Annotated in this window: 15 protein-coding genes; 5 read left to right on the top strand and 10 right to left on the bottom strand. The window is 73.0% G+C overall.

The window, feature by feature from the left end; all coding sequences use genetic code 11:
• Positions 1-26: 26 nt before the first annotated feature.
• Genes AC5WRL_RS03115 through AC5WRL_RS03130 form a run of 4 tightly spaced genes read right to left on the bottom strand, consistent with a single transcriptional unit; the run spans position 27 to position 3,979 of the window.
• Positions 27-824: an ABC transporter permease gene (locus AC5WRL_RS03115; protein ID WP_496086672.1), complete on the bottom strand. Its 798-nt coding sequence runs from the start codon at positions 822-824 to the stop codon at positions 27-29.
• Positions 821-1,744 carry an ABC transporter permease gene (locus AC5WRL_RS03120; protein WP_496086673.1) on the bottom strand — a complete coding sequence of 308 codons (924 nt, stop codon included), beginning with the start codon at positions 1,742-1,744 and terminating at the stop codon, positions 821-823. The genes AC5WRL_RS03115 and AC5WRL_RS03120 overlap by 4 nt, the downstream gene beginning before the upstream one ends.
• Positions 1,741-2,910 (bottom strand): ABC transporter ATP-binding protein, encoded by a 1,170-nt coding sequence (locus AC5WRL_RS03125; protein WP_496086674.1) that lies wholly within the window; start codon positions 2,908-2,910, stop codon positions 1,741-1,743. The genes AC5WRL_RS03120 and AC5WRL_RS03125 overlap by 4 nt, the downstream gene beginning before the upstream one ends.
• On the bottom strand, positions 2,903-3,979 hold the full coding sequence (locus AC5WRL_RS03130; protein ID WP_496086675.1) for an ABC transporter substrate-binding protein: 1,077 nt from the start codon (positions 3,977-3,979) through the stop codon (positions 2,903-2,905). Before AC5WRL_RS03130 ends, AC5WRL_RS03125 begins: the two co-directional genes overlap by 8 nt.
• Positions 3,980-4,553: 574 nt before the next feature.
• Here AC5WRL_RS03130 and AC5WRL_RS03135 point away from each other — a divergent pair.
• Both AC5WRL_RS03135 and AC5WRL_RS03140 read left to right on the top strand, forming a co-directional pair.
• A complete protein-coding gene (locus tag AC5WRL_RS03135) occupies positions 4,554-5,342 on the top strand; it encodes a GntR family transcriptional regulator (RefSeq protein WP_496086676.1) in 789 nt (262 codons plus the stop codon).
• A complete protein-coding gene (locus AC5WRL_RS03140) occupies positions 5,339-7,570 on the top strand; it encodes a zinc-dependent metalloprotease (protein WP_496086677.1) in 2,232 nt (743 codons plus the stop codon). The genes AC5WRL_RS03135 and AC5WRL_RS03140 overlap by 4 nt, the downstream gene beginning before the upstream one ends.
• 84 nt (positions 7,571-7,654) lie before the next feature.
• Here the strand turns inward: AC5WRL_RS03140 and AC5WRL_RS03145 are convergent, their stop codons facing one another.
• On the bottom strand, positions 7,655-9,937 hold the full coding sequence (locus tag AC5WRL_RS03145) for a glycosyl hydrolase (protein ID WP_496086678.1): 2,283 nt from the start codon (positions 9,935-9,937) through the stop codon (positions 7,655-7,657).
• 243 nt (positions 9,938-10,180) lie between these two features.
• Positions 10,181-11,209, bottom strand: coding sequence for an ArsR/SmtB family transcription factor (locus AC5WRL_RS03150; RefSeq protein ID WP_496086679.1), 1,029 nt, complete (start codon positions 11,207-11,209; stop codon positions 10,181-10,183).
• A gap of 172 nt (positions 11,210-11,381) precedes the next feature.
• On the opposite strand from AC5WRL_RS03150, the gene AC5WRL_RS03155 reads away from it, so the two are divergent.
• Complete coding sequence (locus tag AC5WRL_RS03155) at positions 11,382-11,855, top strand: peptidase inhibitor family I36 protein (RefSeq protein WP_496086680.1); 474 nt, start codon at positions 11,382-11,384, stop codon at positions 11,853-11,855.
• A gap of 32 nt (positions 11,856-11,887) precedes the next feature.
• Here the strand turns inward: AC5WRL_RS03155 and AC5WRL_RS03160 are convergent, their stop codons facing one another.
• The 4 genes from AC5WRL_RS03160 to AC5WRL_RS03175 all read right to left on the bottom strand — a co-directional run bounded on the left by AC5WRL_RS03160 (position 11,888) and on the right by AC5WRL_RS03175 (position 16,132).
• Positions 11,888-12,796, bottom strand: a complete 909-nt coding sequence (locus AC5WRL_RS03160) for an SAM-dependent methyltransferase (RefSeq protein WP_496086681.1) — start codon at positions 12,794-12,796, stop codon at positions 11,888-11,890.
• Positions 12,797-12,858: 62 nt separating this feature from the next.
• Positions 12,859-13,962, bottom strand: a complete 1,104-nt coding sequence (locus AC5WRL_RS03165; protein ID WP_496086682.1) for an alcohol dehydrogenase catalytic domain-containing protein — start codon at positions 13,960-13,962, stop codon at positions 12,859-12,861.
• Positions 13,959-15,368 (bottom strand): aldehyde dehydrogenase family protein, encoded by a 1,410-nt coding sequence (locus AC5WRL_RS03170; RefSeq protein ID WP_496086683.1) that lies wholly within the window; start codon positions 15,366-15,368, stop codon positions 13,959-13,961. The genes AC5WRL_RS03165 and AC5WRL_RS03170 overlap by 4 nt, the downstream gene beginning before the upstream one ends.
• A gap of 8 nt (positions 15,369-15,376) precedes the next feature.
• Positions 15,377-16,132: a (5-formylfuran-3-yl)methyl phosphate synthase gene (locus AC5WRL_RS03175; protein ID WP_496086684.1), complete on the bottom strand. Its 756-nt coding sequence runs from the start codon at positions 16,130-16,132 to the stop codon at positions 15,377-15,379.
• A gap of 247 nt (positions 16,133-16,379) precedes the next feature.
• Between AC5WRL_RS03175 and AC5WRL_RS03180 the strand changes: the two genes are divergently transcribed.
• Positions 16,380-17,237 (top strand): helix-turn-helix domain-containing protein, encoded by an 858-nt coding sequence (locus AC5WRL_RS03180; protein ID WP_496086802.1) that lies wholly within the window; start codon positions 16,380-16,382, stop codon positions 17,235-17,237.
• A 165-nt stretch (positions 17,238-17,402) separates the two neighbouring features.
• Positions 17,403-18,266, top strand: a complete 864-nt coding sequence (locus tag AC5WRL_RS03185; protein ID WP_496086685.1) for an ABC transporter ATP-binding protein — start codon at positions 17,403-17,405, stop codon at positions 18,264-18,266.
• Positions 18,267-18,307 lie beyond the last annotated feature (41 nt).

An 18,307-nucleotide genomic window follows, 5' to 3' on the forward strand; every position in this document is an offset into this window, starting at 1 on the left:
AGACTCCAGGGGGTGGGGTTGGGGGGTTACGAACGCAGGCTCTGGCGCAGCCCCAGGCCGCGCTCCACGAGCACGACGGCCACGACGGACAGCAGGACCAGGCACACCGACAGCGCCGCGATGGACGGATCGCTGCGGTACTCGACGTACTGGAGCACCGCGACCGGCAACGGCCGCACGGTGTGGCCGGAGACGAACAGCGAGATCACCGTCTCGTCGAAGGAGAGCAGAAAGGCGATGATCCCGCCGGAGAACAGCCCGGGACGGATGGCCGGCAGGGTGACCCGGCGGAAGACGGTGAACGGACCGGCGCCGAGCGTACGGGCCGCCTCCTCCGCCCGGGGGTCGGCACCGGCCAGTGCCGCCGACACGGTACGCACCACATACGGGATGGTGACGCCCAGATGCGCCAGGATCAGCCCCCAGTACGTGTCGGTCAGCGGAATCGGCGCGAACAGGATCAGCAGCGCCAGGCCCAGCACGATGTTCGGCACCAGCAGCGGCGACAGGAACGCCGCCTCCACCGCGCCCCGCCCGCGAAAGCGCAGCCTCGACAGCGCCAGCGACGCCGGGACGCCGCAGACCAGCGCCAGCAGCGTGGTCGTCGCGGCGGTCACCGCGCTGACCTTGAGCCCGTCCTGGAAGTCCGGGTTGGCGAACACCTGCCGGTACGGTTCGAGACTGAACCCCTCCGGCGGGAACCGCAGATAGGTGCTGGTGTCGAACGACTCGATGAAGACGATGATCACCGGCGCGAGCAGAAACAGATACAGCACCGTCAGCAGGACGGCCCAGCCGATCCGGGCCGCGAGGCCGGCCTTCATGACGCTCCCCCCGCCCGGCCGGTGATCCTGGCCTCCAGCGCGCGCTGCGCCCACAGATGGAGGGCGACGACCACCCCGAACAGCACCAGCAGCACCACGGACAGCACCGCGGCCACCGGCCAGTTGAGGGAGTTCATCGCCTCGTCGTAGATCTCGGTGGCCAGCACGAAGACCCGGCCGCCGCCGATCAGCCGGGGGGTGACGTACCCGCTGAGACTGAGCACGAAGACCAGCAGCGAGGCGGTGATGACCCCGGGCGCGGTCAGCGGCAGCACCACCCGGCGCAGCACCGACAGGCGGCCCGCGCCGAGTGAGGCGGCGGCGCGCTCCAGTTCGGGATCGAGCCGGCCGAACCCGGCGAGCATCGCCAGGATCGCGAACGGCAGGTAGATCTCGGTGGAGGCGATCACCACCCCCGTCATGTTGTTGGCGAGCCGCACCGGGTCATCGATCACCCCGATGGCCAGCAGCGTCTTGTTGATGACGCCCTGGTTGCCGAGGATCGCCATCCAGCCGAAGGTACGGGCCACCGAGGAGATCAGCAGCGGCGCCACGGCCAGGGCGAACAGCACACTCCGCCAGCGGCTGGTGGTGCGGGCCAGGAAGAGCGCCACCGGATAGGCCAGCAGCAGGGTGAAGACGGTGGTGAGCACGCCCAGTCGCACGGTCTGGCCGATGACGTTCCAGTAGTGGGCGCTGGACAGTACGTCCGTGAAGGTGGACAGGGTGACGGTCTGGAGGATCGCGCCGCCGTCCAGCGGCCGGTTCAGCGCCATGCGCACCACCCACACCAGCGGCAGGGCGTACGTCAGCAGCAGCGCGAGGGCGCCGGGCGCCAGCAGCCACAGGGCCGGGCGGAACCGCCTGGCCCGGGCCGGTGCCGGGGCCGGTGGCGTGGTTGCGGTGGTGGCCGTCGTCACGCGGTGTCCTCGGCCCGGTCGGCCACCAGCCGGGGCGCGGCGGCGTCCCAGCCGATGACGACCTCGGTGCCCGGGCCGAAGGTCTCGCCGGTGCCGGCCGGGCGCTCCACCTCCAGCTCGGGGCCGCCGTCAGCGGTACGTATCCGGTAGGCGATGACCTCTCCGCTGTAGCCGGCCGACAGCACCGTCCCGCGCGGGCCGCCGTCGCTGCCCGTCCCGGCGGAGCGGAGCGTGATCCGGTGCGGGCGCAGCATCACGGTGGCGCTGCCGTGCTCCGGCGCCGCGCCGCCGGTGGCCCGGACGGTGCCGAGGCCGGGCACGGCGACCTCGGCACCGCCGGGGCCCCGGCCGGTGACCGTACCGGTCACCAGGTTGGCGCGGCCGACGAATGCGGCGGTGAACCGTCCCGAGGGCCGCTCGTAGACGTCCTCGGGGGTGCCCAGCTGCTCGATCCGGCCGGCGTTCATCACGGCGACCCGGTCCGCCATGGACAGTGCCTCGCGCTGGTCGTGGGTGACGAACACCGTGGTGATCCGGGTCTCCTGGTGGATCCGGCGGATCTCGTCCCGCATCACACCGCGCAGTTGGGCGTCCAGGTTGGACAGCGGCTCGTCGAGCAGCAGGACGTCCGGCTCGATGACCAGGGCTCTGGCCAGGGCGACGCGCTGCTGCTGGCCGCCGGAGAGCTGGGAGACCCGGCGGTCGCCGAGATGACCCAGCCGCACCAGGTCCAGCGCGCGGGCGACCCGCTCGCGTACCTCGCTCTTGCCGGTCTTGCGCATCTCCAGGCCGAAGGCCACGTTGCGGGCGACATCCAGGTGCGGGAAGAGCGCGTACGACTGGAAGACCACGCCCATGTCCCGGCGGTGGGCCGGCAGCCGGGTGATGTCGCGCCCGCCGACCGCGATGGTGCCGGCGCTCGGTTCGATCAGTCCGGCGATCATCCGCAGCGTGGTGGACTTGCCGCAGCCGGAGGGGCCGAGCACGGCGAGCAGTTCGCCGTGCTCGACGGTCAGGTCCACGCCGGCCACGGCGGCGCCCGCCGTACTACCGCTTCTGCCGGGGAAGACCTTGGTGATCCCGTCCAGCCGCAGATAGCCGTCCCCGGGGGCGGGGGCCGCCGCCCCCGCCGTCCGGTCCGCGACCGCCGGCCCCCGGTCAGCCACCGATGACCTCCTGCTTGATGCGGTCGACCCAGGAGGTGTAGCGGGTGGTCAGCCAGCTCCAGTCGACGGGGATCTGCTTGGCCTGCTGCTCGTCGGAGGCGGTGGTGCGCTCCCGTACCTCGGGGGCGAGTTCGACGTCCTGGTTCACGGGGGCGTAGTAGGCGGCCTCGTCGAACGCCTTCTGGGCCTCGGCGCCGATCGCGTAGTCGATGAACTTCTGCGCGGCCTCGGCGCGGGGGGTGTTGTTGACCAGGTTGATGGTGTTGATCTGGGTCACCGTGCCCTCCTGGGGCAGCACCGGCTCGACGACCCCGCCCGAGGTGTCCTTGTAGTACTGGCCACGGGCGTTCCAGCCGACCGCTACCCCGGCCTCACCGGACTGCACGGCGGTGTAGACGTCGGGTGCGGGCTGCCAGGTCTCCACGCCCGGTGCCAGCTCCTTGAGCCGGTCGATGGCGGGGTCGATGTCCTGCTGGTAGTCGGTGCCCAGGAGGTGGGAGAGCGCGATGATCAGCGCCACGCCGCGGGTGTCGGCGATCGGCATGGCGAGCTTGCCGCGGTACTCCTCGTTCCACAGGTCGTTCCAGCTGGTGGGCGCCGTGTCGATGTTCTCGGTGTTGTAGAGGATCGACAGGCTGTCCAGGGTCAGGCCGGGTCCGAAGCCGTCCTTGCTGCGGGCGCTGTCGACCAGCCGGTCGAGGTTGGGCACCAGCTCCGGGTCGAGGCGGGCGAACAGCCCCTCCTCGTTGGCGGTCGGGGCCACCGAGCTGTCCATCAGCGCGACGTCGGCGGCCGGGCGCGAGGTGCTGGCCCGCAGCTTGGCCAGCACCTCGGCGGAGTTCTGGATCGGTACGTAGGTGACCTTGATGCCGGGGTTGGCGTTCTCGAAGGGCTTGATGACGTGCTCGGTGAACTCGTCCTGGAAGGTTCCGTAGAAGCCCATGAACGTGATGGTGGTGGTGTCACCGTCCTTGGCCGCGGTGTCCGGCGAGGCGCAGGAGGCGGCCAGTACGGCGGTGAGGGCGGCGGCGGTGGTGAGGGCCAGCGGACGGCGTGGGCGAGTGGGCATGACGGGGCTCCGGATGGGGTGACGAGCGGGGGAGGGACGGACGCGGTGGGCGTCCCGGGGACGACGTCCGGCCGTCAGCGGCGGTGTGCCGCCGCGCTCACGGGGGAGCGGAGACCGGACGTCGGGCTACAGGAGCCGCCGGGACAGGAGCGACGGAAGCCCGGGGGCGGCCCACTGACCATGTCCGTCCTCCTTCCGCGAGAATTCGTCCGCATGCTGACCGATGAAATGAGACACCGCGGGGCGAGATGCGTCCCGCTCGTCCGCCACGTGTGTGCCGCCTGAGCAAAGTAGCCCGCTCCGGCCCTCACCGTAAAGCCCTGACCGGCGGAAACGATGCCCGCGCCGGGCTGGTACGGGGGCTTGCCGCCGTCCTGCGGCCGGGCCGTCCTGATGCATCAGGTGGCCGGGTCCCCGGGTCGCGGCACCGGAAAAGGGGACTTTCGGTGCCACCTGATGCATCAGGCTGGCCCCTGCTTTTCGGCCGTCGCGTCCGATAGCCTCCGATGGACCGTCGATTTTGCTCCAACGGTGTCTCGAATATCGAGACGATGTCCAGAAGGTGAGACGCGTGATGCCGGTTCCGGCCTATCGCAGGGTGGCGGACCAACTGCGGCAGCGCATCGCGGCCGGCGAATTCGCCGACGGCCGACGACTGCCCTCCCGCGCGGAACTCTCCCGCCAGTACGGCGTCGGCTCGAACACCGCCGCCGCGGCCGTCCGCCTGCTGGCCGCCGAGGGCACCGTCAAAGGCCGCGCCGGCCGGGGCAGCTATCTGCGGGAACAACCCTCCACCGGGACCATGGCACGCTCCTGGACCAGGGAACGGCTGCTGGGCACCCTCGCGGTCTCCGGCCCGGCCGAGGGCGGGGCGGAGGACGGGGACGGGGACGCGGGCCGGACCGTCCGCAGCACCCCCACCTCGACCACCGAGCCGGCCGCCCCCGCCATCGCCGCCCGGCTCGGCCTCGACCCCGGGGCACAGGTGGTGTGCAGCCGCTACCGGCTCAGCCGCGACGACCTCCCCGCCATGGTCTGCGTCAGCTGGGAGCCGCTGGAGATCACCGGCGGCACCCCCGTATCGCTCCCCGGCGCGGGCCCGATGGCGGGCGAGAGCGTGGTGGCCCGCATGGGATACATCGGCATCCGGGTGACACACTCCACCGAGACCGTCACCGCCCGCCCGTGCACCCGCGAGGAGGCCATCGCCCTGGACCTCACCCCCGGCGCCGCCGTGGCCGCCATCGAACGCACCTACTACGCGGACGCGCTGGCCCTGGAAACCGCCGACCTGGTCGTCCCGGGCGAACGCTTCCGGCTCGCCTACGAGATCCCCGCCAACAGGACAGGCCCCACCGCATGACCACCCCGATACCCACCCCGGACCCCGCCCCCCGCTGGCGCCTGCTGCCGGGCCGCACCGACGGCGAACTCCTCCTCGCCATAGCCGAGTTCGACACCCCCTTCCTGCTCACCGCCTCCCTCTCGCACGGACTGGGATCGAGCGCCCTGGCCCTGGACCGCGGCAAGGCCGGCCCCGACCACGTCGCCGAGTTCCGGCGCTCCGGTGACCGGGTACTGCTCCTGGTCCACAACAAGCACCACCGCGCCGGCGGCGACGCGCCCGCCACCCGGGCCGGCCGCGAAGCCTTCGCCGGCTCCGTACTGTGGAGTGGCCGGATTCTGCGCGAGGAAGGCCCGGCGGCCGTCGTCGACATCACCGCACTCGCCCTCACCGACCTCCACGGCATCGCCGCCCATCTGCGCGAACGCGACCAGGGCGACTACACCGTGGACCCCGCCACCAGCCTCGCCCGGCCCCAGGACGCCTCCGGCGGCCCGCACGGCGTCCGGCTGCCCGCCCTGCTCACCCTGCGCGGCCGGGCCACCGGCGAGGCCGTACGCTCCCTCGCCCCCCTGCCCGACGCCCTCACCCTGGTCCAGCACCTGGAACTGCTGCCGCTGCCCGCCACCTCGCTGCCGGCCCGCCCGTACCACCCGGCATCCGGCGGATACGGCATGGGCCCCCGCGACCACAGCCTGCCCGTGCCCGGCACGGTGGTGCGCCTCCAGCCCCGGTTCCGGCTGGCCGAACCCGACGGCACCCCCCGCCCGGTGGTCTTCCTGGTCGACCCGGCCATCCCCGAGCCGCTGCGCTCCGCCGTCGTCGAGGGCGGAAACTGGTGGCAGGAAGCCTTCGAAGCCGCCGGCCTCCCCGGAGCCTTCCGGGTCGAAACCGCCCCGCCCGACCTCGACCTGAGCGACCCCGCGCACAGCACCGTCTGGTGGGTCCACCGCGACGGCCGCGGCTGGTCCTACGGCCAGACCCTCTCCGACCCGCGCACCGGCGAGGTCCTGCACGGCCGGGTCCGGCTCGGCTCCCAGCGCGTCGCCCAGGTCACCGCGCTCGCCGAAGCCCTCCTCGCCCCCTACGGACAGCCCGACGAGGCAGCACGGCTGGCCGCCGTCGAAGACCTCGTACTGCGCCGCATCCGGCACCTGGCCGCCCACGAGATCGGCCACGCCCTCGGCTTCATGCACAACTTCGCCAGCCACCACCATCCCCGACCGTCCGTCATGGACTACCCCCACCCGCACCTCACCGTCACCCCCGACGGCCGGCTGGACACCACCCGCGCCTACAGCGGGGGCCTCGGCCCGTGGGACCACCACCTGGTCGCCCACGCCTACGGACGATTCCCCGGTGAGGACACCCCCACCGCCCTGGCCCGGCTGCGCCGCGCGGCCACCGACCGGGGCCTGCTGTACACGGCCGACGAGGACGCGAACGGCCCCGATGCCGCCCACGCCGACGCCGTGCCGTGGACGGTGCCGGTCCCCGACCCGTTCGCCGCGCTCGACCAGACCCTGGAGGTACGCCGGGTAGCCCTCGCCGGCTTCTCCCGCGCGGTGCTGCCCCCGGACCGGCAGACCGGCGAACTGGAGGACCGCGCGATCCTCCTCCACCTCTACCACCGCCACCAGCTGACCGCCGTGGCCCGCCTGGTGGCCGGCGTACGGTACGACTACGCGCAGGCCGGCGACGACGGCGCGGCCGGCACCACCCCCGTCCCCGCCGCCGACCAGTGGCGCGCCCTGCGCCGCACCGCCCAACTGCTGGACCCCGCCGTGCTCGCGCTGCCGCCCGCCGTGCTGACCACCCTCACACCCCCGGCCATCCGCTACGACCGCGACCCCGAGGCGCTGCGGGGCCGGGCCGGGCGGGTCTTCGACCCCCTCACGGCGGCGGAGGCCGCCGCCGCCCTGGTCACCGGTGAACTGCTCAAGCCGTCCCTGCTGAACCGGCTGGCCTGGCAGCACGCCGTCGACCCGGAACTCCCCGCCCCCACCGATGTGGTCGCCGCCCTGCTGGCGGCGATCGCTCCGGCGGCCCACGCCCCGGCCGACGGCGTCACCCGGGCACTGCTGGAGACGGCGGCCGGCGTGGTCCACCGGGGACTGCGCGCCCTGCTCGCCGACGAGAGCACCCACGAGGTCGTACGGAACGCCGTCCGGGACCAGCACCCGGCCGCCGCCGACAACTCCCCGCTGCCCGCGCCGCCGTGGATCCCGCCGGGCGCTCCGCTGTGAGCGGCCCGTGGGCCACGGACCGGAAGGAGAACGCCGTCGGCCGGCCCCGTGGCGGGGCCGGCCGACGGCGGCGGTCGGGTGACGTCAGCCGGTCGAGGTGGCGGAGGCGCGGGCCGGGACCGTCAGTGTGGTGCCGTCGGAGAAGGTCACCGTCCGCTCCGCGCCGGCGTAGTTGTGCGCCGTGTAGGTGCGTACACCGTCCTTCTCGAAGACTGCGGCGGTCGGGATGTCGGCCGTCACACCGAGGTTGACCGTGCCCACCGTGGCCAGGGTGTTGATCCAGTGGTAGGTGTGGGCGCGGGTCTCGCCGGCCTCCGGCTCGTACGCGTCACCGTCGGCGTCGTAGGAAGCCTTGGCGGTCTCGGGGTCGGCGAGGGCCTGGAACTCCCACAGCAGGTCGCGCCACTCCTCGAACGGCCCGCCGTTCTGCTCGACCAGGTGCTCCAGATTACGGTGCACGGCCTGCGGGTCGGCGGCCAGATGCAGTGAACCACCGGTGACGGGCAGCACGTTGATGCCGTGGATCTCCTCCGGGTTGGCGGTCCACCAGGTGGCGTAGGCGGCGCCGGAGCCCCAGACCATGCCGACGATCGGGTGGGTGTAGTCGTCGGGGTAGACCGCCTGGTCGGCGTCGAACCAGTACTGGCGGATCGACTCGGCCTCGGTGGTCAGCAGGAAGACGCCCAGATCACGCAGCTGGTCGTCACCGGTGGCCGAACCCCACAGGATGAGGCCGACGCTGAGGTTGATCGACTCCGAGGACGACTCCTGGTTGTTGCCGGCGGCGAAGCCCTGGTGGCCGGAGGCCCAGCTGTGGCCCGCGTACGGGTCGAAGCCCCGCAGGAACGGGTAACGGTCGTCGTCACGCGCCGGGTTGGCGGTGTCGCGGATCAGCTCGTTCACCATGCCGCCCCACGCGGACTGCTCGGCCCACTCGGGGTCGAACTGCGCGACGATCGCGGCGGCCATCACGAAGTAGCTGTAGTGGAAGTGGTGGTCGTTCAGCTCGGTGTCGCTGCCGTAGGACGCCGGATACCCGGTGAGGGTCGACCAGTCGGAGTCGTAGGAGAACTCCGCCGGGCCGCCCACCGTGAACCACTCCTGGAGCCGGTCCTTGATCAGCGTCAGCAGCCGGTCGCGGGAGGCGTCGTCGCCGGCCTGGTCGGCGATCGTGGTGAGCTGGGCGAGCTTGCCGAGCTGCTTGCCGGTCCAGTAGGTGTCGGTGGCGCCCTCGAAGGGATCGGCCGAGCCCAGGACATCGGCGAGGTAGCCGCCGAGACGGCCCTCGTCGATGCCGTCGCTCTCCGGCAGCACCGGCAGCACCCCGGGCACCGACTGGGTGGTGGTGAAGGAGTTGCCTTCGCGGACCTTCAACGCGCCGCGCGGCGAGACGTACTCATGGTCGAGCAGCGCGTCGTCGGTGTGCAGCCACTGGTGGCGGTAGAGCGCCTGGAGGGTCCCGGTCTCCGAACCCTCGCGGGCCTCCGTCTCCAGGGTGTAGGTGGCGCTGACCTCCCCGGCCGCCGGGTCGTAGTTCCAGGACACCTCGGAGCCGGTGACAAAGCTGAAGGCGTACTGACTGTAGGTGTCCAGCGCCTCCCGCTCGGGCAGCAGCGCGACCGAGTAGTAGTCGCTGCCGCCGAGCGCCGCCGTCACCGAGGTGCCGGAGACATTCCAGTCGCTGCCGCTGGGCGCGAACAGCGCGTAGTGGTGGCCGGCGACGGTCACCCCGAGGACGTTGCCGTCGTCGGCGAAGACCTCCGGGGTGCCGTTGGTGATGATCTCCGCGTCCCCGCCGTTCGCCTCCGCGTACACATACGGCAGACCGTGGCCGATGGTGGCCCGCAGTTCGCGGTCGCCGTCGCCCCAGTAGGGGGTGACGGTCCAGTCGGACCAGCCGTCCGCCTTCACATCGGGCGAGTTGAGGCCGGCGACGCTCAGGGTCAGATCGGCGGTGTGCGGGTACTCGTACTGCCGCCCCTCACCGACGATGGCGTGGCCGGTCGGGTAGCCGACCTGGAGACCCTGCGCAACGGCCTGGTAGGTGAGGGGATGCCCGTACATCGGCTGGGAGTACGGGTTGTCGGGGTAGCGCTTGAAGACGAGCGAGGACCACCATTTGTTGGTGGGCACCGGCTGCCCGGCGACCGCGTCGGTGACCTGCGGCAGCACCGGGGTGCCCATGTTGTCGGTGGGACCCTGGGCGCCGGCCGGGCGGGTGTCGGAGTAGCTGCCGCTGCCGACCGGGACCTCGGCGGCTCCGGCGGAGGGGATCACCAGGGCGCCGGTGACGGCTGCCGCCGTAGCCGCTGCCGCGGCCGTCAGTGCGATCCGGCGTCGTCGTCGGCTCACGCGATGCTGGCTCATCTGCTACCTCAAAACGTGGGGGAACACGGGCACCACCGGAAAAGCGCTTCCGGCCCTCGCGAAGCTAGGAGGCGGCCTGACCACCTGTCAACGGAGCCTCTTCCGCCCCGGAACCACACCCCACCCCCAGGACGCCGGGTCCAGCCGCAGGTGGAGGGCGGTTCCCACCCGCTGCTCCCCGGCGGCTGTCCCGGCCGGAACGCCCCGGTGATCAGCGTCGGCTCAGCCGCGCTTAAGCGCTGGTTAAGACGCGGCCCCCGGGTCCTCGGAGCCGAAGCGGCCCCCCATGGCCGTCAGCGGCGGGACCGTCCCGCAGCGCAGCAGCGTGACCCCCATCGGGGTCAGCGAGTGCGTCACCGTCCTGCCGCTGCGGACGCTGCGCACCAGACCCGCGTTGCGCAGCACCGCCGCGTGCTGGCTCGCCGAGGAGGCCAGCACCCCGGCCCGGCAGGCGAGTTCGCTGGTGGTGCCACTGGACTGAAGGGCTTCGAGGACGGCCGCCCGGGCATGCCCGAGCAGCGCGGCCAGCGCCAGCCTGCGATCGGCGGGAGCCTGCTGCCGGCCGTCGTCGGGAATCCGGTGCTCCACCGGATGGACGAGCACGGGTGTGTCGTCGTTGTGCACCAGCGTCACCCCCGTCCGATGGCAGAAGAACGACGGGGCCAGCAGCAGCCCCCGGCCTTCGAGATGGAGATCCCGCTCCACCGGGTACTCGGCCTCCAGCACCCGCCCCCGCCAGCGCATCGACAGCGGCAAGGAGGCCAGCATCGCCGTGCTGCCCTCGCTGAGCACCCGGTCGGCGGCCCGCGCCCTGCTGTGCTGCGCCTGGCCCGAGATCGCCTCCCAGTACGGCTGAACGGCCACCCGGTGATACGCCGTCAACGCCGCCTTGAGGGCGCTCAGCGCGGGCACCCGGCCCCGGCCCAGCTCCCTGATCCACGACGAGGGCGCGCGGTCCTGCGCCAGCGCGGCCATGTCCCGGCCCAGCTCGGCCCGTGGCGTACTCAGGACCCGATCCAGCGCCTCGTCCAGACAAGCATGCGGCGGAGTGAGGAAGTCGGGAAAGTATCCCCGTGGCGGCACCAGCGCGGCGAGCGGCTCCCACGCCCGGGGCAGCCGGGCGCACACCGCCCGCCGCCACTGCTGCAACAAGAGCCCGCCGTCCCGGCGTTGCAGCCGGTGCAGGCTCAGCACGGTCTCCCACATCGGCAGCGGCCCCGCCGCCATCCGGGTACGCCCGAGATCATCCGCCGTGAAATGAATACGGAGCACGTGGTCCCCCCCGCTGCCCATACCGTACGTTCCCCCGTTTATGCCCTTCTTCCCTACCACACCGACGGCGGCGCCAGTCAGCATTCACGCAGGGCTGAAACGAGCGGCGCGCCGGCGGTGCGGCGGGCAGCGTAGGGGTGCAGACAATCTCGGACGACACGAGGGGGACGGCATGCGACTGCGCAAGAGGCTCGTCATGACGGCGGCCACCACGGCACTGGCACTGGGCGGCCTGCTGGGTGCGGGAGTTGCCCCGGCCGGGGCCGCGACGGAAGCGACGCCGACCGCCGGGAGCGGCATCTCGGTGGCCCCGGGCGAGGCGATCGGCTTCAGCGACGTCGGGGCACTGGCCTACAGCTGTGACAGCGGCTACATCTGCTTCTACTCCAAGGCCGATGGACAGGGCAGCAAGTGCCAGTGGAGCTCGGCACTCAACCCGGACACCCGGCCCCAGTGCAGCTGGATGAAGGACGGGACGACAGCCAAGTCCGTCTACAACCGCACCAGTCACCGCTACCACTACTACCTGGACAAGAACTACAAGAACCGGCTCGGCAGCACGCTCAGCGGCAACAAGGGCAACCTCGCCGGCAGCTACACCATCGGCTCGCTGTGCCGGCACGACGCCAAGGGCTGCCCGAACTGACCGGCCCGCGCGTTGCCCCGGCCCGGCGGACGTCAGGGCCGGGGCTTGCGCGCGAACACCCACCGGTTTCCCTCCAGCGCGTCGTTCGACTCGGGGAGCGGCCCGCGTCCGTGCTGCCGGGTGAAGTCGAAGGGGGTACGTACCCGGGTGGACCAGCCCCTGGCCGTCAGGTCGCCGGCGGAGTCGGGCCGGGGCCCCTTGTGGAAGAGCTGGAGCAGGTCGATGCCGATCTGTTCCCGCGTCGCCGTGTACGTGGCGCTGTCGCGGTACTTCAGCAGGTCCTTCTCCACCTTGGCCTCGAAGGCCAGCGCGCTGCCCGCCGTGGTCAGTTGGTCCACCGTGTCGATGAGGCGCCGCTCGGCGGGGCCCGGCAGATAGAACAGCAGCCCCTCGGCCAGCCAGACACTCGGTGCGGCCGGGTCGAAGCCGGCCCGGGTCAGCGCGGTGACCCAGTCGTCGCGCAGATCGGCCGGTACCGGGACCCGCTTCGCCCGCGGGACGGCGGCCGGCAGGTCCGCGAGCACCCGGTCCTTGAACCCCAGCACGCCCGCCCGGTCGATCTCGAAGACCACGCGGTCCGGCGGCCACTCCAGCCGGACCGCGCGGGTGTCCAACCCCGCCCCCAGCAAAACCACTTGGCGGGCACCGGCCCGGACCGACCGGAGCACGAAGTCGTCGAGGACCCTGGTCCGCAGGCCGAAGTAGCGGGCGAACCGCCCCCACAGCGGGTTGCCGTCCCCGTCCGGGACCTGCTCGATGCGCACCGGCCAGCCCGCGCACGCCGGGGCGGCGCGTACGAAGGCTTCCGCGTAGATGTCCTGGGCCAGGCTGTCGTGGCGGTGGGTCTCGATCGCCCGGGAGGCGGCGACCAGCAGGGCGGTCAGACCCACGCCTTCGGCCACGCCTTCCACGTCCAGGTGCTGCGGGGCTGTACCGGCCATATGTCCTCCAAGGGAGCGGGAGTGGGGGAGCGCGAGGTGCCGGCCGGCGCCGGGAGCCCCGTTCATCGGCCGCCACCCTGCGGAAGCAGGACGGGCTTGACCACGCGCCCCGCCTCGCAGTCGCGTTCGGCCTCGTTGATGTCGGCCAGCGGGTAGGTGCGGATCAGTTGGTCGAAGGGGAAGCGTCCGGCCCGCCACAGCCCGGTCAGCCGGGGTATCAGCAGCGCGGGCACGGCGTCCCCCTCGCAGATGTGGCGGATACGGCGGCCCCGGTCCAGCGTGCCCACCTCCAGCCGCAGGGCGGTGTGCAGCCGTGCCACCAGGCCCAGGACACCGGTCGGACGCAGCGCCCGCAGCGCGTCGTTGATGAGCTGGGGTGAGGCCGTGGTGTCCAGCGCGTACCGCGTGCCGCCGTCGGTCAGCCGCCGGATCCGCTCGGGCAGTCCGGTGGCCGTGGCGGGCAGCGGGATCGCGCCGAACCGTTCGGCCAGCGCCAGCCGCCCGGGGTGCCGGTCGACGGCCACGGTCGGCGCGCCGGCGGCGGTGGCCGCCATCACGGCGGCCAGGCCCACCGCTCCCGCGCCGAGAACCGTGAGGGTGTCGCCGGGGCCGGCGCCGAAGGTGTTCAGTACGGCCCCGGCGCCGGTGAGAAAGCCGCAGCCCAGCGGCCCGAGCAGTTCCAGGGGCAGGGTGGGGTCGACCCGGACGGCGTTGCGGGCCGGGACCAGCGCGTACTGCGCGAACGAGGACTGGCCGAACCACCGGGGCGCCAGCGCCGCGCCGCGCCGGTCGGTGAGCCGAGGCGGGTCCTCCGCGCGTCCGCCGAACAGGTTGAGAGCGGCGAAGGAGTCGCAGTAGGCGGGTGCCGCGCCACGGCAGTTCCGGCAGTGTCCGCACGAGTCGAAGCTCAGCACCACAGGGTCACCGACGCCGATCGGGTTGTCCCGGCCGCCGCCGGCCACCACGACCCCGGCCCCCTCATGGCCGAGCACCGCGGGCAGCGGACTGCGGCCGGCCGATCGCCGTACCGCGAGATCGGTGCGGCACATCCCGCAGCCCGCGATCTCGACCAGCAGTTCCCCGGCGGCGGGCTCCGTGGCCAGCGCCACCTCCTCCACCTCGAACGGGGCCCGGTACCCGCGCAGTACGGCCGCCCGAAACCTCATGGCCGGCCCTCCTGCGGGCGGTGGACGACGAACGGCCGGAGGTTGCCGTACAGCCCCCACGGTCCGCCCGCGACGCCGACCCCGCTGTTCCTGACACCGGCGAAGGGCTGGGCGAGGGACAGTTCGGCATGGTGGTTGATCCAGGCCGTGCCGCATTCGAGCCGGCCGGCCACCGCCTCGGCCCGGTCGGGATCGGTGCCCCATACGGAGCCCCCCAGGCCGAAGCCGGTGCCGTTGGCCGCCTCGACGGCCTCGTCGAGGGTCCGGTACGGCAGCACCGGCAGGACCGGCCCGAACTGTTCCCCGGTCACCACCGGGCTGTCGGGCGGGACATCGGTGAGGATGGTGGGGGCGAAGAAGTAGCCGGGACGGTCCAGCCGGTGGCCGCCGGCCGCGGCCCTGGCCCCGTCCGCCAGAGCCTGCCGGGTCACCCGCTCGACCCGGGCCAGCTGGGGGGCGTTGTTGACCGGGCCCAGCCGGGTGTCCGGGTGCAGGCCGGACCCGACGGCGACGGATTTCGCGCGCTGGGCGAGGGCATCGACGACCTCGGCGTGCAGCCGGGCCGGGGCGTAGACGCGTTTGACCGCCATGCAGACCTGTCCGCAGTTGCGGAACGCGGCCCAGAACAGCCGGTCCGCGATCCGGTCCACGTCGACGTCGTCCAGCAGGACGGCGGCGTCGTTGCCGCCCAGTTCCAGGGTGACCCGGGCGAGGGAGGCCGCCGCCGCCCCGGCCACGGCCCGCCCGGTGGGCACCGAGCCGGTGAAGGTGACATGGCGAATGCCCGGGTGGGCGGCGAGGCGGGCGCCGAGGGGCTCGCGGCCGGTGACGACCGTCAGCACGTCCTCCGGCAGGACGGAGGCGATCACGGAGCCGAGCACCGTGGTGGCGAGGGGGGTGAACGGGGAGGGTTTGAGGACGACGGTGTTGCCCGCCGCGAGCGCGGGAGCGAACTTCGCCGCCGCGAGTTGGAGCGGGAAGTTCCACGGCACGATCGCGGCCACCGGCCCCAGCGATCGCCAGCGGATCTCGCTGCGTACGGGGCGGCCGTCGTCGATCCGCCGCGTTCTGGGGGCCAGGTCCGCGAAATAGCGCAGCCTGGCGACCGTACGGGCGACCTCCGCGGACGACTCGGCCAGTGGCTTGCCCTGTTCCCGGGTCAGCAGCCGGGCGAGGCCGTCGCCGGCCCGCTCCACGGCGTCCGCCGCGGCCCGCAACGCGCCGCTGCGGGCGGCTGGGTCGGCGCGCCAGCCGGGCCAGGCCCGGTGGGCCCGGTCGATGACGGCGTCCAACTCGTCCGGCCGCCGGTCGGGAGCCTCGTCGAAGATCTCCCCGCTGGCCGGGTCCACGACGGCGAACCGCGCGGCCCGGCGGCCGGCAACCCCATCGGGCTCGCAGATCGGCATACCGGCGGTCAGCTCACGGCGGCGACGCCGGCCGCGTGCTGCCGGGCGTGCCGGTCCATCTCCGCCCGGAAGGCCGCCACCAGATGCGGCCGGATCCGCCCGGCATTGCGGTCGCCTCCCTCGCAGACCGCCCCGCGCACGCCCACGATGTCCGTCCCGATGCGGGTCAGCGTGCCGAGATCGGCCTCCTTGACACTGCCGGCGAGGGCGGCGAGCAGCCCGGCACCGTGGGCCAGCCGGACGAACTCGGCGCAGACCTCCGGCGGAACGTGGTCGAACAGCCGTGTCCCGTCCTTGACGGCGGTGTCGAGCATGGCGGCGTCGGCGCCGGAGCGGGCCGCGATGTCGGGCAGGGCGAGCGGGTTGACACAGCCGATCCGGTGGGCGTCGGCATAGCCCGAGGCGACGACGAGCGCCCCGGGACGGTGGTCCTTCACCGCCCGGACGACCGCGCGCATGACCTCGATGCCCTGCTCGGGCGTCGTACATCCGTAGAGACCGACCTTGATGTACGTGGCGCCGGAGACGACCGCGCCGAGCGCCGCCTGGGCCACCGTGCCGGGCTTGTACGGGACGTCTCCCACGGTGGCGGAGACCGGTTTGTCCGCCGGGACCGCGTCGCGGATTTCCTTGATGACCCAGGGGAAGTTGGCGCCGAGCGAGCCCTCGTCGGGCTTCTTGACGTCGACGATGTCGAGGTGCTGCGCCGCCGTCGCACAGTCGCGGGCCTCTTCGATGCCGTCCGGGGAGATGAGAAGCAACACGAGGGGTTCCTTCCGCCGGGTCCGCCTGGCCGAGGACAGGGGACAGGGTGCGGATCACCCGGTTCGGGCGCCGCGGCTTCATCATTTCCGCCGCCCGTGATCACCGGTAGAGCGTGCGGAGTTCCCCCCGGGGCGCTCGCGGCCACGGGCGGTGCGCGGCGCGCACCAGGCGTGAAGTGGCCTCCTGGCCTGCCCGGATAGACTTGTGGGCATGGTCGGACCGTCCCGTGGTGAGGTGAGCCCCGGGATGTGGCGGCGCGAGCCGGGTACGGCGGTGCGCCGGGCCGGGCCGCTCCCCGGGCGGGCGGCGGACTCCTTCGCCATCATCCCCGGGTTCCGGATTCCCCCGGTGCCCACCGAGTGGGCGCCGCACTCGCACGCCCTGCACGAACTCGTCTGGGTACGCGGGGGCACGCTCACCTCCCGGGTGGCGGACCGCGTCTTCACCGTGTCGCAGGGGCACGGGCTGTGGATGCCGGCCGGCATGGTGCACGGGGGCCGGGCGACGGCGGGTGCGGAGTTCCACGACGCCTTCTTCGCCCCGGACCGCACCCCGTTCGCGTTCGGGGAACCGAAGACGATCGCGATGACGCCGCTGCTCGAATCGCTGCTGGTCCATCTGTCCCGGGCGGATCTCGACGCGGCGGCCAGGGCGCGGGCGGAGTCGGTCGTGTTCGACGTGCTCCGGCCGGCCGAGCGCCAGTTCGCGTTGCAGTTGCCCGGTGACGCCCGGATCGACGTCATCGCCGAGGCCCTGCTGGACGATCCCGCCGACGGCCGCTCGCTGGAGGAGTGGGCGCGGTCGCTGGGGATCAGTGACCGCACGATCACCCGGGCGTTCCGGCACGCGACGGGTCTGTCGTTCGCGCAGTGGCGGCAGATGCTGCGCGCGCACCGGGCGTTGACGCTGCTCTCCGAGGGCTTCGATGTGATGTCGGTCTCCGACGCGCTCGGTTACGCGCAGCCCAGCTCGTTCATCGCGGCCTTTCGGCGGGTCATGGGAACGACGCCGGGCGCCTTCTTCGCCGCGGCAGACGGGGGCGACGGGGGCGGTGGCATCCCGGGAGATGTCCGGAATCCCGTATCGCGTGTCCAGACCTCCTGATTGTCGACATCGCGAGCGGAATATAACCTGCTCGGAGTTAGGTAACCCTTAGTTGTTGCTCGCCGTGCACGGCGCTGTCCGTGCGCGCGAGAATCCGCCCCCGGCCGGTGACGGCCGGACGGAGGGTGCCGCGCTCCTTGCCCCTCCGACCGTCCGGACCACTCCATGCTCACAAGCCCCTTCCGGCGCGCCGGTCACCCCGTGACCGACCCCGCCGCGCCGGTCGCCGCCCTCAACGGCCATGACCTGGTGCTGCGGTACGGCGGCACCCCGGTCGTCCACGGCGCCTCGCTGGCCCTGGAACCCGGCCGCGCGACCGCCCTGGTGGGGCCGAACGGCAGCGGGAAGTCCACCCTGCTGCGCGCACTCGCACGACTGCACCGGGTGGACGGCGGCCGGGTGACACTCGGCACCCCCAACGGGCCCGCCGAGCGCGACACGGCCCTGCTCAGCGCCCGCGGGTTCGCCCGCGAGGTCACGCTGTTCTCCCAGTCCAGGCCCACACCCCAGGGGCTGACGGTCGCCGAGGTCGTGGCGTTCGGACGCCACCCCTACCGGAGGGGCTTCGCCGGACCGACCGCCGAGGACCGCCGCGCGATCGAGCACGCCATGGGCGTCACCGGCGTACGGGACATGGCCGGCCGGCCGGTCGGCGAACTCTCCGGCGGAGAGATGCAGCGGGTCTGGCTCGCGGCCTGCCTGGCCCAGAACACCGGCGTCGTCCTGCTGGACGAGCCGACCAACCACCTCGACCTGCGCTACCAGATCGAAACGCTCGACCTGGTGCGCGACCTCGTCGGGGAACACGGCATCGCGGTCGGCATCGTGCTGCACGACCTCGACCAGGCGGCCCGCGTCGCGGACACCCTGGTCCTGATGCGCTCCGGCCGCGTGCACGCGGCCGGCCCACCCGCCGACGTGCTCACCGCCCGGAACATCGGCGAGGTCTACGAGATCCGGGTCGAGGTCGGCGTCGACCCCCGCACCGGCCGGCTCCGGATCGACCCGCTCGGCCGGCACCCCGCCTGAGGCGGCGCCCGCGCCACCACACCCCACCCACCACATCGCCG

This window comes from Streptomyces sp. NTD107 (assembly GCF_059510435.1).

Coding starts and splice junctions, on each gene's coding strand:
- AC5WRL_RS03115 (WP_496086672.1), bottom strand. CDS start 824: ATGAAGGCCGGCCTCGCGGCCCGGATCGGCTGGGCCGTCCTGCTGACG.
- AC5WRL_RS03130 (WP_496086675.1), bottom strand. CDS start 3,979: ATGCCCACTCGCCCACGCCGTCCGCTGGCCCTCACCACCGCCGCCGCC.
- AC5WRL_RS03135 (WP_496086676.1), top strand. CDS start 4,554: ATGCCGGTTCCGGCCTATCGCAGGGTGGCGGACCAACTGCGGCAGCGC.
- AC5WRL_RS03140 (WP_496086677.1), top strand. CDS start 5,339: ATGACCACCCCGATACCCACCCCGGACCCCGCCCCCCGCTGGCGCCTG.
- AC5WRL_RS03145 (WP_496086678.1), bottom strand. CDS start 9,937: ATGAGCCAGCATCGCGTGAGCCGACGACGACGCCGGATCGCACTGACG.
- AC5WRL_RS03155 (WP_496086680.1), top strand. CDS start 11,382: ATGCGACTGCGCAAGAGGCTCGTCATGACGGCGGCCACCACGGCACTG.
- AC5WRL_RS03160 (WP_496086681.1), bottom strand. CDS start 12,796: ATGGCCGGTACAGCCCCGCAGCACCTGGACGTGGAAGGCGTGGCCGAA.
- AC5WRL_RS03165 (WP_496086682.1), bottom strand. CDS start 13,962: ATGAGGTTTCGGGCGGCCGTACTGCGCGGGTACCGGGCCCCGTTCGAG.
- AC5WRL_RS03170 (WP_496086683.1), bottom strand. CDS start 15,368: ATGCCGATCTGCGAGCCCGATGGGGTTGCCGGCCGCCGGGCCGCGCGG.
- AC5WRL_RS03180 (WP_496086802.1), top strand. CDS start 16,380: ATGTGGCGGCGCGAGCCGGGTACGGCGGTGCGCCGGGCCGGGCCGCTC.
- AC5WRL_RS03185 (WP_496086685.1), top strand. CDS start 17,403: ATGCTCACAAGCCCCTTCCGGCGCGCCGGTCACCCCGTGACCGACCCC.